This window comes from Acidimicrobiia bacterium (assembly GCA_041393965.1).
Taxonomy (GTDB): domain Bacteria; phylum Actinomycetota; class Acidimicrobiia; order Spongiisociales; family UBA5794; genus UBA5794.
Genome location: JAWKJB010000001.1, coordinates 886,335 through 902,509 on the forward strand (window position 1 = coordinate 886,335; position 16,175 = coordinate 902,509).

17 protein-coding genes and 1 pseudogene are annotated in these 16,175 nt (G+C 63.9%); 9 read left to right on the forward strand and 9 right to left on the reverse strand.

Features of this window, described 5'->3' with window-relative positions; all coding sequences use genetic code 11:
- Positions 1-183: 183 nt before the first annotated feature.
- Positions 184-1,689: an aldehyde dehydrogenase gene (locus tag R2823_04670; protein MEZ5175482.1), complete on the reverse strand. Its 1,506-nt coding sequence runs from the start codon at positions 1,687-1,689 to the stop codon at positions 184-186.
- Complete coding sequence (locus tag R2823_04675; protein MEZ5175483.1) at positions 1,686-2,135, reverse strand: lipocalin-like domain-containing protein; 450 nt, start codon at positions 2,133-2,135, stop codon at positions 1,686-1,688. The genes R2823_04670 and R2823_04675 overlap by 4 nt, the downstream gene beginning before the upstream one ends.
- A gap of 60 nt (positions 2,136-2,195) precedes the next feature.
- Here R2823_04675 and R2823_04680 point away from each other — a divergent pair, with 60 nt between their 5' ends.
- Genes R2823_04680 through R2823_04700 form a run of 5 tightly spaced genes read left to right on the forward strand, consistent with a single transcriptional unit; the run spans position 2,196 to position 5,764 of the window.
- Positions 2,196-2,858, forward strand: a complete 663-nt coding sequence (locus tag R2823_04680) for a metal-dependent transcriptional regulator (protein ID MEZ5175484.1) — start codon at positions 2,196-2,198, stop codon at positions 2,856-2,858.
- Between the two features lie 56 nt (positions 2,859-2,914).
- Complete coding sequence (locus R2823_04685) at positions 2,915-3,127, forward strand: hypothetical protein (protein MEZ5175485.1); 213 nt, start codon at positions 2,915-2,917, stop codon at positions 3,125-3,127.
- 55 nt (positions 3,128-3,182) lie between these two features.
- On the forward strand, positions 3,183-3,806 hold the full coding sequence (locus tag R2823_04690; protein ID MEZ5175486.1) for a hypothetical protein: 624 nt from the start codon (positions 3,183-3,185) through the stop codon (positions 3,804-3,806).
- Positions 3,807-3,848: 42 nt separating this feature from the next.
- Positions 3,849-4,772 carry a ribokinase gene (rbsK, locus tag R2823_04695; protein ID MEZ5175487.1) on the forward strand — a complete coding sequence of 308 codons (924 nt, stop codon included), beginning with the start codon at positions 3,849-3,851 and terminating at the stop codon, positions 4,770-4,772.
- Positions 4,769-5,764, forward strand: coding sequence for a queuosine salvage family protein (locus R2823_04700; protein MEZ5175488.1), 996 nt, complete (start codon positions 4,769-4,771; stop codon positions 5,762-5,764). The genes rbsK and R2823_04700 overlap by 4 nt, the downstream gene beginning before the upstream one ends.
- Before the next feature lie 372 nt (positions 5,765-6,136).
- On the opposite strand, the gene R2823_04705 is transcribed toward R2823_04700, so the two are convergent.
- From R2823_04705 to R2823_04720, 4 genes are all read right to left on the reverse strand, one after another.
- Positions 6,137-8,374 (reverse strand): FtsX-like permease family protein, encoded by a 2,238-nt coding sequence (locus R2823_04705; protein ID MEZ5175489.1) that lies wholly within the window; start codon positions 8,372-8,374, stop codon positions 6,137-6,139.
- Positions 8,374-9,030 (reverse strand): ABC transporter ATP-binding protein, encoded by a 657-nt coding sequence (locus R2823_04710; GenBank protein ID MEZ5175490.1) that lies wholly within the window; start codon positions 9,028-9,030, stop codon positions 8,374-8,376. The genes R2823_04705 and R2823_04710 overlap by 1 nt, the downstream gene beginning before the upstream one ends.
- 38 nt (positions 9,031-9,068) lie before the next feature.
- A complete protein-coding gene (locus tag R2823_04715) occupies positions 9,069-9,890 on the reverse strand; it encodes a hypothetical protein (GenBank protein MEZ5175491.1) in 822 nt (273 codons plus the stop codon).
- Between the two features lie 98 nt (positions 9,891-9,988).
- A complete protein-coding gene (locus tag R2823_04720; GenBank protein ID MEZ5175492.1) occupies positions 9,989-10,345 on the reverse strand; it encodes a hypothetical protein in 357 nt (118 codons plus the stop codon).
- A 543-nt stretch (positions 10,346-10,888) separates the two neighbouring features.
- Here R2823_04720 and R2823_04725 point away from each other — a divergent pair.
- Genes R2823_04725 through R2823_04735 form a run of 3 tightly spaced genes read left to right on the forward strand, consistent with a single transcriptional unit; the run spans position 10,889 to position 13,077 of the window.
- Entirely contained in the window at positions 10,889-11,455 is a 567-nt protein-coding gene (locus R2823_04725; protein MEZ5175493.1) for a hypothetical protein, read from the forward strand.
- A gap of 45 nt (positions 11,456-11,500) precedes the next feature.
- A complete protein-coding gene (locus R2823_04730) occupies positions 11,501-12,085 on the forward strand; it encodes an RNA polymerase sigma factor (protein ID MEZ5175494.1) in 585 nt (194 codons plus the stop codon).
- Positions 12,082-13,077, forward strand: a complete 996-nt coding sequence (locus R2823_04735) for a hypothetical protein (protein ID MEZ5175495.1) — start codon at positions 12,082-12,084, stop codon at positions 13,075-13,077. The genes R2823_04730 and R2823_04735 overlap by 4 nt, the downstream gene beginning before the upstream one ends.
- A gap of 285 nt (positions 13,078-13,362) precedes the next feature.
- Here the strand turns inward: R2823_04735 and R2823_04740 are convergent, their stop codons facing one another.
- From R2823_04740 to R2823_04750, 3 genes and pseudogenes are all read right to left on the reverse strand, one after another.
- Entirely contained in the window at positions 13,363-13,857 is a 495-nt protein-coding gene (locus tag R2823_04740) for a nucleotide-binding protein (protein MEZ5175496.1), read from the reverse strand.
- 115 nt (positions 13,858-13,972) lie between these two features.
- A pseudogene (locus R2823_04745) lies at positions 13,973-15,274 on the reverse strand (IS256 family transposase).
- 94 nt (positions 15,275-15,368) lie between these two features.
- Positions 15,369-15,635, reverse strand: a complete 267-nt coding sequence (locus R2823_04750) for a hypothetical protein (protein MEZ5175497.1) — start codon at positions 15,633-15,635, stop codon at positions 15,369-15,371.
- Between the two features lie 2 nt (positions 15,636-15,637).
- Between R2823_04750 and R2823_04755 the strand changes: the two genes are divergently transcribed.
- Positions 15,638-16,175: hypothetical protein (locus tag R2823_04755; protein ID MEZ5175498.1), on the forward strand; the 538-nt coding region annotated here is incomplete at its 3' end.

Sequence of the window (16,175 nt, forward strand, 5' to 3'; positions counted from 1 at the left end):
TCGGCGAATGCACCCACTCCCGACTCAGTAGGAAGCGAACCAAGAACTCGCCGACCGATGGGCTGCACCTGGCCCTGCTGATGAAGGACATCCTCGAGACGCTGGGCGGCTGACACATCGACGGGCGTCAGGGCGTCTCGTCTGCACCGCCGAGCCAGCGAGGCTGAACACCAAGCAGGAGGGTTATCTGCCGCCGCGGCCGAGGTTGATCCAGGTGGTCTTGACATTCGTGTACTTGTCGAGGGCGAGGAGCGACTTGTCCTTGCCGCCGAAGCCCGACTCCTTGTAGCCACCGAAGGGGGCGGTGATGTCTGAGGTGTCGAAGTTGTTCACCCAGACGGTCCCCGCTCGCAGCGCTGCCGACAGCCGGTGGGCCCTCCCGAGGTTCGAGGTCCACACGGCGGCTGACAATCCGAACCGGGTCTCGTTCGCGATGGCGAGAGCTTCGTCCTCGGTATCGAACGGGATGATGCCGAGCACCGGGCCGAAGATCTCGTCGCGTGCGATGTCCATATCGTTGCGCACATCGGCGAACACCGTCGGTTCGACGAAGTAGCCCCCGGTCTCGTCGAGGGTTCGGTGCCCGCCTGCGACGAGGCGTGCCCCTTGTTCGACGCCCCGGTCGATGTAGCTGCAGACACGGTCGAGCTGGGCCTCGTCGACGATCGGTCCCGCCTTCGTCGCCGGATCGAGCGGGTCTCCCGGCATCCAGCCCGCCGACAGTTCCCCGACGGACTCGACCACCTGGTCATAGACCTCGCGCTGGGCGAGGAGCCTCGACCCCGCGATGCACATCTCGCCCGTGTTCCAGAAGATGGAGAATCCGACGGCACCGATCGCGAAGTCGAGGTCGGGTGCGTCCGCAAAGATGATGTTCGGCGTCTTGCCGCCGGTTTCGGCCGATACGCGCTTCATGTTCGACTCGCCGGCGTATTTGAGGAACAGCTTCCCGACCTCGGTCGAGCCGGTGAAGGCGACACCGTCCACATCGGGATGCATGCCGAGTGCGCGCCCTGCGGTCTCGCCGTAGCCGGGAACCACATTGAGGACCCCCGGCGGGATCCCTGCCTCGAGTGCGAGCTCTGCGATCCGCAGCGCCGTGAGGGGTGACTGTTCGGCCGGTTTGAGCACAACGGAGTTGCCGGTGACGAGTGCTGGGGCGAGCTTCCACGCGCTGATCATCATCGGGAAGTTCCACGGTGTGACCGCTCCGACGACACCGATCGGTTCGCGGGTGATGAGCCCGAGCGCGTCGGGACCCGTCGGTGCGATGTCGTCGTAGAGCTTGTCGACGGCTTCCCCGTACCAGGCGTAGGTGTGGACGGCCTGGGCGACATCGACCCGACGCGAGTAGCGGATCGGTTTGCCGACATCGAGGGTTTCGAGCAGCTGGAGTTCCTCACCCTTGGTATCGATGAGTTCTGCGAGCCGGATGAGGGCTTGGCCGCGGTCACGAGGGGACAGGTTCGCCCACCTTCCGTCATCGAACGCCGCTCTCGCGGCCCGCACCGCGGCGTCGATGTCGGCTTCGTCGCCTTCTGCGACGGCGGTGATCGCGGTGCCGGTCGCGGGGTTGATCGTGTCGAAGGTCGCACCTGACACCGAGTCGACCCATTCGCCGTCGATCAGGAGCCGGTTTCGGGGTTCCACCGAGGCGGCGGCTTCTGTCCATTCGGCGAGGGTCGTCATGTCGTGTCCTCCGTGGTGATTCGGTGCCACCGAAGTGTATTGGCGGCTTCTCTTCCGTTCCCCGGCTGGATGTATGACAGCTCCAGCACGGTGCCGTGCTCGGCATCGTCGACCCAGGTGATCTGTCGGGACTGGGTGGTGCCGACCCAGTCAGGGAACAGGCTCAGCTCCACATCGTGGTGCACCTGGTCGCCATCGACGACATAGGTCCCTGCGTAGGCGATGTATCCGACGGCTGCCGCGGCCCGGTCGAGGGCGTGCGCTTGGGCGAACGAGTGCGTGTCGAGGAGGTCGCGGTCTTCGCGCATCAGCGAGGCATTCATGCGCCCGTCGCCGGTGTAGGTGAGCAGGCCGACGGCGGCACCGCCGAAGGGGCGAACCGTTCGGTTCCCGATGGTGACCGTCCACGAAATGAGACGCCATGTCCCGACAAGCGTGTTGTCCATCGTGCCACGGTATCAGTGTCGGTGAGCATCCGGATCGGCGCCGGTACGCTTGGTTCCGTGATGCCCGACACCCATGTGACCACCGAAGCCGAAGAGATGTACCTCATCACGATCGCCCGCGCGGTCGAGGACGGGTCGACGCCCCCGATCGCCGTGTCGGACATCGCGAGGGTGTTGACGGTGTCGTCGGTGTCGGCAAACCAGATGATCAAGAAGCTCCAGGGGCTCGGCCTTGTCGAGTACACCCCGTACAAGGGGGTGACGCTCACCGCGGAGGGTTCGGTGCTTGCGAGTGGTGTGTTGCGGAATCGTCGCCTGTGGGGGCTGTTCCTCGCCGAGCATCTCGGCCTCACCCCCGAGCGGGCAGACACCGTTGCTTGCGAGATGGAACATGTGACCCCAGACGATGTCGCGGATCAGCTTGCGTCGTTTCTCGGGAATCCGGGGTTCGGCCCGACCGGCAAGCCGATCCCTGGGAAGGGGAAGGCGTCGAGCCCTGACGGGATCCAGGTCGCCCACGCACCGCCGGGAGCCGAGGTGGTGGTCCTCGACGCGGCGCCACCGTATGACTCATTTCTGTCGTCCCATGGCGCGGACCCGGGATCGGTGGTGTCGGTGCTTGCCGCGGCACCCGACGGCAGCATCGTGTTGGGGACGACGAGCGGGCGCATCCACCTCGCGGCGGATGCGGCGGCGTCGATCCGTGTGAAGAAGGCGCCGTAGGTGTACCCGCCGACCGGGTCGCACCGTGGGCCTTCCCCAGTGGCGCGAGGTTGCTGATGGGAATCCTCGGTCCGGAGATCGCAGCGGCCGTGTTTGACACCGTCGAGCGGGCCGAGGAGGGTTGGGCGCTGTTGGCCGACGCGGAGATCCCCGCAACGGTGGTCACGGATCCGGGCATGTTGGGTGACCGCTCGGTGCGTATCACCGTTAACCGTGAGGACCTCGCCGAGGCGCAGCGGATCCTCGCACCGTTGGTGACCGGCCAATAGTCTGGGCGTCGGGCTCTCTGTGGTGCCATCGGCTTCGCCGGATATGCTCGCGGGTATGCACGAACGGCAGACGATCGGCCGGAAACCCGACGATGCCTCCCCGTCCCTGCCACGCTGGTCGGTCGCGGTTGCCGTCGCGGTGATCGTTGCCAGCGGTGCGGTCCTCTGGCTTACTACGGGTCAGGAATCACCCCAAGATGGGCTAGTCGAGACGCGGTCGGTGACGACTTCGACGGCTCCGCCGACGACGGAACCGGCAACGACCGCTCCCGCCACGACTGTGACGACGGTCGTGCCGTATTGCGAGACGGTCACGAGGGCGGCGGTCTCGGACTTCTTCACAGCGACGGCCCGCGGCGACGCTGAGGCTGCGGATGCGGTCGTTTCGGTCGAAGGGTTCATCCGCTTCATCGAGCCGCCGCTGCGGGTGGATGACGATGCCCGTGACAGGGCGACCCTGTTCGAGTACCTGTCGGACCGATTCGATAGAGGGGCGAGGCTCGTGCTTGTCGATCAGGACTATCACGGCGGCACCGGCGACCGAGTCGTCAACTTCGGTGTGGAGGTCCGCAACGAGGACGATGCGACACTTGGGGGCATCGGACGGGTCAATTGCGAGACAGGCGAGATGATCGAGCTCGTCCTGACCGCACCGGTGGAGCCGGATTCGGCTCCGTGACGGGCTGCCTGCCGCAGGCTGGCGGCGGCTACGCTCAGCGGCGTGGATGGGGCAGGAAGCATCGTCGTTGTCGGGTCGATGAACATCGACATGGTCGCGTACTGCGACCGGTTTCCTGAGGACGGTGAGACGCTTGTCGGCTCGTCCTACGCGCAGGGGTTCGGGGGGAAGGGCGCGAATCAGGCGGTGATGGCGGCGCGCCTTGGCGCGACGACAAGGTTCGTCGGGTGCGTCGGCGATGATGACCTCGGGCGGGCGACCATCGACAACCTCGACGAATCCGGCATCGATGTGTCCGGCATCGGGGTCCTTGCCGGCCATGGCACGGGTGTGGCACCGATCTGGGTGAACCGTGACGGCACGAACCGCATCCTCATCATCCCCGGCGCCAACGACGCCCTCACACCGGACCATGTGACGAGCCACCTCGCCGGTCTCGATCGGGCCGCGGTTGTCGTCGGCCAGCTCGAAACGCCACAGGACGCGACGCTGGCCGCCTTCGAGTGGGCCCGGTCACACGGTGCGACGAAGGTGCTGAATCCGGCACCTGCCGCCGACCTCGATGATCGGCTGCTGGCGGCAACCGACTGGCTCATCCCGAACGAGACGGAGTTCGCCCTCCTCACCGGTGACGCACCGACGGAGGCCGCGGTGGAGCGATGGGCGCAGGAGTGGGGGTGTGGGTTCGTCGTCACCCTCGGCGCCGACGGTGTGATAGTCGCCGACGGATCGAACGCGCCGTGGAGAGAAGCGGCCCGCCAGGTCCGGGTCGTCGACACCACGGGGGCCGGAGACGCGTTCGTCGGCGGTTTCGCTGCGGGGCTCGCGGCGGGCATGTTGATCCGTGGTTGCGTGTCCCTCGGTGGGGCATGCGGGAGCCTGTCCACGACCCGGCAGGGCACCCAATCGTCGTATCCGGACCGCGCCGAGGTCGCGGATCTCGGCGTATCGGTTCCGGTGTGGTGACGGATCGGCCTCACACGCTGCCTGCGTGGGATCATCCGGTCCTGCGGTCCGTGGTCCCGGTGGTTGAGGCTGCGGAGCATGTCGAGATCAATCTTGACTCCATCGACACGGTGGCGCAATGGCTTGCGTATGAGGACTTCTCGGTTCCCCCGTCCGGCCCCCAGTTCGATGTCGGGCTGGCGGGGGATCGGCTGGTCGACTGGACCATGCTCACCGCGTCACTGAACTTCGCCTACACGGATTTCACCACCGCTGAGCGGTTCGACAGCCGCTATCGGGGACAGGCCTGGGCCGATGCCGAAGCCATGTATGCGGGCTTCAGCCGAGCGTTGGATGAGGGAATCGATGTCCTCGACGGGGCATGGATGGCACAGGTCGGGCGAGCCGAACTTGCCCGCATTCTCGACGGCACGATTGAGATCCCGATGCTCGACGAACGGGTGGTGATCCTCAACGAGATCGGAGCAACGCTCGTGGGCCGATACGGCGGAGCATTTCATCGCTTCGTCCAGTCGTGCGCACCGGCGGCGTACGCCGACGGCGATGGACTGCTCGAACGGCTCGTCGTGGAGTTCCCCCGATTCAACGATGTGAGCGACTACCGAGGTCATGCCGTGGCGTTTCACAAGCTCGCCCAGCTCGGCCTGTGGAGTCTGCACCGGACCGGTGCTGCGGTCCTCGACGATATTGGCGCACTGACCGCGTTCGCCGACTACATCGTCCCGGTCGCCTTGCGGGTGATGGGGATCCTGGAATACTCCCCGGAGCTTGCCGAGACGATCGACGCACGGGTCATCATCCCCCGCGACAGTCATCACGAGATCGAGATCAGGGCCGCCACCCTATGGGCGACCGCCGATCTCACCGAGGCGGTCAACGCCAACCGCGCCGACTCGATGCAGCTCGTCATCCCCGAGATCGACTACCGCCTCTGGAAGGCGTACCACGCCTCGTTCGCCCCCCACCACCTCACACCGACCACGATGTACTGAGGATGTACCGAGCAAGGTGTTCGCCCTTGCCGCTTGGTGTAGGACCAACCATCGACTCGCACCAGAAGTCTGCGTTGCCTTCACACGGCAGAGGTCACTGGTTCGATCCCAGTAGCGCCCACGACCGGGAACCCTTATGGGGCAAAGGTTTCCGGCGATCAGGGTCGAAGCTCCACCAAGTCGGAAGGCTCAACTGTCCGTCTGGTGTCCGTCTGAGCTTCCGATCGGAGCTGATTGGGACCAAAAACCACCGTTTCTGATACAGGCAGCGATCTGATGCGATAGCGTTGAGGCCGACATCCGTGTCCCCTTCTAGAGCGGGATGCCGCTTCGATAGTCCTCGTGTGAGCGGAGCCTCCTGAGTAGTTCGCGTCACAATGGTCTGAGACCATCCGGACGGGTGCCACGAGCGAGGGGAAGCATCATCGCGGACGTGACGAGCGCCGCGATAGCGCATGCGCTAGCTGGGACCAGAAGCAGTGCGCCTGCGGAGGGTGTGAAGCGCCCGTCGAGCACAGTGACGAGGGCCTTGGAGATGGTCAGGCCGGCAGCGCTGCCGAGCGCTACCGCAGTCAGCAGGGACACGCATGTTTCAATGTAGACAGCCTTTGCGATCGTGCTAACGGCTGTCCCTGCCGCCCGCAGCCGCATGTAGGTGGGCGCGCGGTCAAGATGCCTGCCAACGACTGCAGCCAAGAGGCTGGCCGTAGCGAGAACCAAGGCGAGTGCGGCGGCCCCGTTCACGATGCGTCTAGCCTCTCGGACGGGCTGGTTGCTCGCAGTCGTCAGGTCGATTGGCGTGCTGATCCGTGCGCCGGGGAGATGCTGGAGCGCGGCGATCCGAACAGCGTCGCGGGCTTCGTGACCGCTGGTCGCCACAAGTATTCGCCGCGTAGGCAGAGCCTGGACGACAGTAGTGGGCAGAACGCGGGGTGAGACGATGGCGTCAGCGCCTAGGCAACAGGTTCCCGGTTCCTCGTGAAGCGTCCCTGTTGTGGAGGGGGTGACGGTGAGTTGCACGCCGGCGACGTCTAGCTCGGTGATCTGGTTCTCGTGGGCTGTTGGCGCTAGGAAGACCTCGTTTGTCGAGCAGTCCTGAGCGTGCGCGATGCTCAGTTGGTTCACCTTCTGGCATTCCACGACAGCGATGGACAAGCCCGTGCGGTCGTCAGTTGCCTGGCGGAGAGGGAGGACGTCGGAGGTCGGAGAGAGATCCGTCAAGGTCTGTAGGAACGCGGCAGCGGCCGTCGGGTCGCCTGTTGCGATGTCGACGGTGATCTCGGCGCTGCCGCCATGCCAATCTGGGGAGGCTTCGACGATGTTGCCGGTTGCGTATCCATTGACCATTGTCACAAACATGACAGCGACCATGAGTCCGATACTTGGCCGGAAGGAAGCGCTGGGGTCCCAGGAGGTTGTCTTGGCAGCGAGCAGGAGTGCCGGGGACCCGGTGGAGCGTGCCACGACCCTGCTCATCGCAGCGAGCACAGTCGGCCCAATCATGGGCAGGCTGGCCATCGTGGCGGCAACGCCGATGAACGCCGCGGCCAAGAAGATCGGCGATCCTGGTTCGCCGAGCATTGCGATGGCGAGACAGGCCGTCGACGCTCCGATGACTGCTAGCGCTGCTCTTGGGCTCATGCGTGAAGCCGCGGCCCTCGAGAATACGGGCAGAGGACTCAGGATGGCCTGCCGAGCCGCAACCAATGCCGATGCGGCTGCCAGGACGGGCACCGCCACGATGACACCGGCTACGGCCCAGACGGGCGGCGTGATGTCACTCGGGAACCACGCTGCTCCGCCTATGGGGATCTGGGCTAAGGCCGGGCGAATCGCAAAGAACGCCAGTAGGCCGGTGGAAGCACCGACCAACCCGGCGAGTCCGGCCTCAAGGGCCACAACGATCGCGGTCTGCGTCTCGGTAGCGCCCACCAGCCTGAGTCCGGCTACGAGTCTCCTGCGTTGGCTCAATGAGAGCCTTGCCAGCACTCCAACTAACAGCAAGGCGGGGACGACGAGACCGGCGGCGAGCAGCAGCATTCCGAGTCGTACGGCAACTTTCGACTGCCACCACGCGTCAGCGTCGGCGGTGAGCGGGAAGTGGTCCACCTTGATCACCGAAGCGATCCGGGCCAGGTCTTGTGGTTCCCAGCTTCGGTACGCGACCAGCTCATCGGGTTCGACGAGCCCGGCCCGGGCGATATGACCCTCGGTGATCTCGCCGAGGGCGACACCAAAGTCGGGTGAAGTCCTGATAGCGTCAGCGAGAGCAGGCGAAACCACGACTGTCCCGGCGAGTGGCACGGTGTCGATGCCGACGGGAGCCGCTGCCCCTGGTTCGCTCCCGGCGAGTTCGACAACGGTGAGACGACGGCCGCCGAGCTGTGTCTCGGTGAACGCAACCAACGTCCCGAGGCCAGTGCCTGGTTCCTGCACGGATGGGACGTGTCGCTGGGCTTGCCGGACACCACGAGCAGCCACGGCGTTCTCAGCCGAGGCCACTATCAGAAGGGTGATTGTCGCCACGGCGATGGCGATGCTTGTGAACAGTGTGAGGGCCGCCGACCGTCTGATGCGGCCAATCGAAAGCCGAACGGCGACGGGGGTCATCACTGCTCGATCACCCGTCCGTCGCTAAGGCTTATGCATCGCCCCGCTACCGCAGCGGTCGGTGCGTCGTGTGTGACGACAAGGACGGCCGTGCCGTTCTCAGCGGCGAGTGAAGCGAGTTCGGACATAACCAGGGCGGCGTTCAGCGAGTCAAGCGACCCAGTCGGCTCGTCGGCGAACACGACCGCAGGTTCAATAGTCATGGCCCGCGCTATGGCGACACGCTGGGTCTCTCCACCTGACAGTTGCGCCGGGAGGGAGTGTGCTTGTTCCGCGATCCCCAGACGATCAATCCACGCGGCCGCGGTTGCATAGGCTGCGCGCCGTGTCGAGCGATTCAGAAGAAGCGGTAGGGCGACGTTCTCCATGGCCGTGAGCTCGGGGATGAGTTGACCGTGCTGGAAGACAAATCCGAACTCAGTGCGTCGCAATGTCGTCCGTCCCCGATCGGCCATCGTGTCGACCCGCTGGTCCCGGTACCACACTTGTCCTGCATCGGGGCGACGTATCCCGGCGAGAGTGTGGAGCAATGTCGACTTCCCTGAGCCACTGCGGCCCATGACCGCAACGATCTCACCAGAGCCGATGCTGACGTCGACACTGTCGACGGCTCGTGTGGTGCCGTAACTAACTGTCAGCCCCACCGCGCGCAACACCGGCCCCAGCCGAGCCCGATCTGTGGTGGGGGTAGCCACTAGTCCGTCGGATCCGTGGCTGCGACGAGATCGAGAGCCCGCCGCTGCGCCGCCGCTGCGGCGGTCACGGCCTCAGGGTTGTCGGCAACCCACTCAGACGCCAAGTCGATAGTCATCTCCTCGGCGACGACTAGGACCGGATGAGTAGCCTGGCACTTCGCATCCGCCTCTGCCATCTCGATCTCGTCTGGACCGGGCGACTCCGCTTCAGTTCCGGGCTGGATCCATCTGTCCCGTGCGATCTGTGCAGCTTGTGCGGGGTTCGCGACTTCGTATCCCGAGTCGCGCATACACGTCGCATAGGCCTCCGCTACGGTCCGCACCTCAGCGGTCTCCAGCGCTTCTGCTGCGAACTGGCGGATGCCGGAGACAACAAACTGATCGGCAAGTAGCCAATCGGCGACCGAACCGAAAGCCTGTTCCGCAGAACTGGCAACACAGCCACCGGACGGTGCGCCGATGATCCCAAAGCCGGGCACCTCGAGTTGCACCATTGGCGAGTCGTCGTCGACGAGGGCATCGAAGTACTGCGCTGGCAACTCCGGAGTCCTGCTGCCCTCCGGTGGGTAGGGTCGCACGACCGTCCGATAGCCGCTGATGGCCGCGGCCTCCGGTGTCAAGGGCGGCAGAAGACCCGAGTAGTAGACAAGTTCGTCCAAATAGAAGCCAGCTTCTTGGTCCATGTCGGCCTTCGCCTGAAAGGCAACGTAAATCGAAGGGTCGAGTCCCCTTTGCTCCAGACACGCAACGGTGGCCTCGAGCATGAAGACTGCGAGCTCACGAGGCCGTCGTCGGAGTACGTCGAGGTCTTCGTCCGTCACGGTTGGCGCACCAGCGGCGACAGCGCATCCAGCCAACGTCAACAAGCAGGCGGCGGAGGCCACAAAGCGCAGCCACCATCCGCCTGGCAAGCGACAGTTCAGCACGTATAGAAGTGGTCGATCTGGTTGTTTGAGCCAGACCCGAGCTGCGAAATGTGCTGGGTCGCCCCGACGTGCAGGACTGTACGATCGGGCCATCCTTCGGCCTCGACACCGCACACCGCTCGCGATGGGTGGTGGTTGGCGACCGACGACGTCTTGTTGTCGGTTACCGAGTAAGGGCCGCCGCCCGCTGCCGGCACGAAGTTCGTCAGCTCTGTCGTGTACCAGTACCCGTCGAAGGCGCAGAAGCGGTCGTTGGTATCGTTGCAGGTTCCATGGGCGCTCGCGGCTGCAGCCAATCCGAACGACGCGACAGCCGTTAGTGCTAGGACGACGACAATTCGACGCAACATGGGTTCTCCTTTCGTTGACGCAAGCTCATCCCGACCAATTGTGTAGCGACCGATCCGGTGCGACGTCCCTGTGCATTCCCCTTCCTAGTTGCTTGCGGAGGTTCCTCTGCTCGGGATCGAGCGGTTCATATCCTGTTCTTTGTTCACGTCAGCCACTCGGTTCTTGATCGTCGTGGCGACGCTCTCGCTGTCTGACCGGGAGGGTGTTCGTTCCTCGTGCGGCCGGTGTACACCGGAGAGCAGAGAGCGAATCGCACGCCTAGCGACTGTGGAGGAGGGGTGGGAGGCGGCCAGCCACCGATGGAGGAGACCGTCGCCGACCTCCCACCCCACGCCTGGCGCGGAACTCGGTCGAGTGGCGAAGCCAGCCCCCCTGCCTGTTCTTCGCCTGAGTCGTCGCAATGGTTCTCGACGCGGGATCAAAAAGGGCGAGTCTGCACGCCTAAACCTCGGACATCTGGCGACACTCAGGAAGTCCTTCGAGAACCGGATCATCGTCACGGACAAAGCAGAGGTGGTAGAGCAAACACCGATGGAGGAGACATGTCTACGTCCCGCACCCTCGCCCTTGCTGCCACCGCAGCGGTCGCGCTGGCTCTCATTGTCGAGTCCGGGCTCGCTTCAGCAAGTGCCGAAGCTTCCCCGGATTCGACCGAGACACACTGCGTCGTCGATGTGATCGGAGAAGAACCCGACGGCGAACTCATCCTCAGCGAGGCCCGCTGTTACAAGACGTTCTCCGAGGCCGTCTCCGATGCCAGCGATGGCGTAGTGCGCATACCCGCCGGCGCGGCGGGAGCCATTCTGTTCCAAGACGAAGGCATTGCCGAGGCACTCTCATCATTCACGCTGGGCACGCACTACGACGGCTACAACGGATCCGGCAGCTCGATCAGTATTGCCGGATCATCGTGCAGTGGCGGCTATTGGAACACCGGGACCACGTGGCGCAACCGCATCTCGTCGTCGCACAACGGCTGTGGTCGTCTCCGCCACTACGACTACGCAAATAAGGGTGGCTCGTATCAAGACACCTACGGTGCCGGCACCACCGACAATCTCGGTTCCCTCAACAACCGGACCGAGTCGGTGTCCTACCACGCAAGCTGATCAATCACAGCTCGGCTGCGCACCAGGCACAGCTACCGTCAGCATGTGGATTCCGCTACTGATGCTGAGGTCATCGCCAGATCGCTCGAGGAACCCGAGGCGTTCTCGGTCATTTTTCAGCGCCACCACGATAGGATCTTCCGCTACATTGCCCGCCGGGTAGGCGCCGACCGGGCCGCGGACCTCACCTCTGAGGTATTCCTCCGCGCCTTCAAGCTTCGGCGCCGATACGACACGTCCCGTGGCTCGTGTCAGCCCTGGCTGTATGGCATCGCAACAAACGTTGTCGGAGATGACCTCCGTCGGTCCCGGCGCCAGCAACGCATCTATCTAGTTGCCGGGAGGCTCGAACCCCAGCCCGACGATCCCTACCAGAAGGCCGACGACCAGCTCACCGCCGCCGCAGTCAGCGGTGAGCTGAACCGTGCTCTCGGATCTTTGCGCACCGGCGACCGGAACGTGTTTCTGCTTTATGGAGTCGAGAGCCTCACCTATCAAGAGACCGCCGACGCGCTCGGCATCCCGATCGGAACCGTCCGCTCACGCATGGCCCGAGCCCGACGCATCATCCGAGAACTGATTCCGGACCTCGAACAAAGAACTTCGCGAGATAGCGGCACACAATTATGAATGACGAACAGCTTGACCAGGTGGTGCGACAGCTGGCCGGGGACCCTCAACCGACCGAGGCCGACCGCCAGGTGACGTGGCGCGCCCTATCCGAGGCAATCCGAACCGAAGAGCTCCAGCGTCGGCCACGGCTGAAAGCTCGCCTGTTCCGGCCGATCCCAGTTACGATCGCCTCGGCTGTCATCGCTGCTCTCGCCTTCGTTGTGGTTGCCGTACAGATCGCACGCCCGACAGCAGCTGAGGCCACACTCGGCGAAATCGCGGCTGCCGCCGAGCTGGTCGAGCCCTCCACAATCCCCGACCAAGAATACGCCTATACACGTTCGGACACTGTTGTCCTCGGCGAGTTTCCGCCCGACACTTTCCCACAAGGGCGAGAGCGGCCGCTTGCGTATCTTCTCCCCCAAACCCGGGAGACCTGGACCGGCGCCGATGACACGGTCCAGCTCCGCACAGCAACCGGCACACCGCTCTTTTTCACGACTGACGACGAAGCTGACTACTACACGGCCGGTCTCGACCTCATCGACGAGGTAGGTGTAGTCAGCACGGAGACTTACGACGGCGTCACATCCATCCTCGACGAACGCACCTGGCCCACCACCCCCGACGAACTCGAAGACGTCCTTCGTCAATCACTGCCACCCGGATATGACCGTCCTGAATCCGTGGAGATCCTCGACCTAGCCCTGGCACTGATCCGCTTGCCCGACGCTCCGCCACCGCTCCGAGCCGCTGCGCTGCGCGTCATCGCCGATCTCGACCTCACCCTCGTTGATCGCCGCCCGGACGGTGGCGGCACCTTCACCACCACATACGATCGACCTCAACCGACAACCATCACTATCACCATCAACGGCACAGGGCAGCTACTCCTCGAGTCCCTCACCCTCATCAACGGCGACACTGGCCTCGGGATACCCCCAGGCACCATCACCGCCGAAACCACCTACGAACCTCCAAGGCTCGTCACTGAACTCAACGGCCCCTGACAACGGCGTACGCTCAGCATCCTGCACCAGTCCTCGTCAGACCTCCTTTTGGTGCGGTTTCGGTGGGCATGGAGCCCGTTTTGTCCGCATTCAGAGGCCCGCTGATATCGGCGCCAGATGCGAAGAGTGAAGCTCGTCTAATCGAGTGGCAAGCGGACCTTTGGGTTCGAGTTGTTGGCGGCTAGCAATGGCTTCGGTGGAAAGTGCCCGTCCCCATTCTCATTCAGGATCCTGCACGGATCCTCGTCAGAGGCCAATTGAGAGGCGACGTCGGATCGATGAGCATCAGACAGATTGACGATCCCTGGGCTCGGTGTGCATAGACATCACGTTTGAGCCGTCCAGCGTCCGTTCTGCGTCCGTCTGAGCTTCCGATCGGAGGCGATCGAGACCCTCCATCGCGGCCTCGTCGACGCCCTCGTAGAGGTGTCCGTAGACGTCGAGCACCGTTCTTGTGAACGCCATGCCGGCTTCGAAGAGTACGTTGGGCCGTGCCTGAGCTGATGGAGCGTGTTCTGGGTCGTCGCGGTTCGATGCGTAGTCGAGTTGCAGGTATGCGATCTCATCCGGAGTCATGAGGACCACGACCGCCTGCGCTGCCGAGAAGGCATGGTCCAACACCTCGCCGATGTACGGGGATCCCGTACCCGTCAGTTGTAACGCCTGACTCCATTCGAGAGGTCGAAGACCAAGCGAGCGCAGGAACTCGAACATCCCATCACGAGCAGTCCTGTTTCGACCGTGGACCACGAATACCGTTGTATCAGCGACTTCGACCATGGCGCGCTGCAGGATAGCCCAAACATGTGTTCGATCCTAGGAGTACCGCGGTCGTGCGGCAGCGTCCCGCCGAGTGGTGGAAATGTGAGGTGACTCTCAGCGGCTCCTCGCCAGGTTAGGCGGCGGGGAGTTCGGGTGTTTGGGGGGTGGTCACCTCCTTGGGTTGTGGCTGGTCGATGAGGCGCATTGATCCTTCGGAGAGGTAGCGACGGTCGGTGGTTTGCCAGTCGTCGTGGGTCTCGGCCAGCACGGCACCGACGAGACGGATCACGGAGGCGTCGTCGGGGAAGATCCCCACGACGTTGGAACGCCGCTTGATCTCTTTGTGGACCCGTTCGAGGGGGTTGGTGGAAGCGATCTTGCGCCAGTGGGCCCGGGGGAACTGGGCGTAGGCGCAGAGGTCGGCTTCGGCGTCATCGAGGAGTTGGGCGGCTTGGGGATACCGTATCTCGAGCATTCCGACCACCTGCCGCAGCTGCTGGCGGGTCGATTCGGGATCGGGCTGGGCGAAGATGGTGCGGACTGTGGCAGCGATCATCTCCTTGTGGCTCTTGGGGACGGCCGCCAACAGGTTTCGCATCAGATGCACCTTGCAGCGTTGCTACGCCGCGCCTTGGAACACCCGGCTGATGGCGAGCTTGAGACCAGCGTGAGCGTCAGAGATCACCAACTTCACGCCGCCCAGGCCGCGGTCTTTCAACGAACGGAGGAACTGGGTCCAGAACACCTCGTCTTCGGAGTCGCCGACGTCGAGACCAAGCACTTCCCGGTTGCCGTCAGCTGCCACCCCGGTGGCGACGACCACCGCTCGAGAGACGATGTGGTGGTCGACGCGGGCTTTGACATAGGTGGCGTCAACAAACACATACGGAAACCCGAGGTGATCGAGCCGGCGGGTACGGAACACTTCGACCTGTTCGTCGATCTCGGCACAGATCCGGCTCACCGTCGACTTCGACACCCCGGTGTCGCAACCCAACGCTTTGACCAGATCATCGACCTTCCTCGTGGAGGTGCCGGTGATGTAGGCGGTCATGATCACCGCCCACAGCGCCTTGTCAACCCGGCGGCGCGGTTCGAGCAGCGACGGGAAGAACGACCCCACCCGCACCTTGGGGATCCTGAGTTCGACATCACCCGCTGGTGTCGACAACAGCCGGCCGCGGCCACCGTTGCGATAGTTCGACCGGGTGTCAGATCGTTCGTGATGTGATGCGCCGATCTGGGCGGTCAACTCGGCGTCGATCAGATCCTGAAGTGCCTGCTCCAACAAGCGGCGGAACAACTCCTTCGTGCCGTCATCGCCAAGACGTGCCAACAGATCGGCGTAGATTGATGCATCATCATGATGGGCCATCGTGTGGTCTCCTCTACGAGCTCGTGGTTGGACTCGCTGAGAATCACACGGTGGCCCCATCCATCGAAGGACCCACCCCCAATTTCCACCACTCCACGGGACGCATACGGTCGTGCCCACTTCGGCGCATCAGCCTGCCGTAGCACATGCGACCCTACGATGACTCCCGATGAAGCTCTGCTACCTCGATGAGACCGGCACCGATGGCGCGAGTCCGCTCGTTGTGTTCGTTGGCGTGATTGCCGACGTCGCCAGGGTTCATCGCACCCGGCTTGAGTTCGAGGAACTGTTTCGGGATCTCGCGGAGCTCCCAAGCAAGGCAATCGCCGAGTTGAAGGGCTCGAGCGTCTACTACGGCAATGGTCGATGGAACGGCGTTGACGGCGAAGCGCGGCACGCCGCGATCGCTCGACTGTGTCATGGGTGTCCGATCGAAAGCACACGCTGGCTCTGGCGGCGCTTGATACGAGTCGTTTCGACGAGTCGGGCCTCCGTGATCTCACTGGGCTCGACATCTGGATGAGTGGTGCCGTTCACATCGCGCTCCAAGCGCAGAAGGCCCATCAACAGATAAGCAAGAACAAGGGAGCGACCTTCCTCGTCTTCGACGAGCACAAGGTCAAGGGCGATGCGCTCGCGGAGCTGCTGTTTGATCCTCCGGGGTGGTCGGACGACTACTACGGTCGCGGCAAGAACCAGATGGCGCTGGACCAGATCACAGATACAGCGTTCTACGCGCGTTCACACCATGTAGGACTTGTACAAGCGGCGGACATCTTCGCCTTCGTCTTCCGACGGTACTCCGAGATATGCGACTACGGTCACGATGAGGGCTACGAGGGTGAACGCGAGCGACTCACAGGCTGGGTCGACATCCTTGGCAGTCGTCTGTTGGCACGTTCTCACCGCTGGCCGAAGCGGACGAAATCGAAGGTTGCGGAGCTAATCACGGATCTTGCCC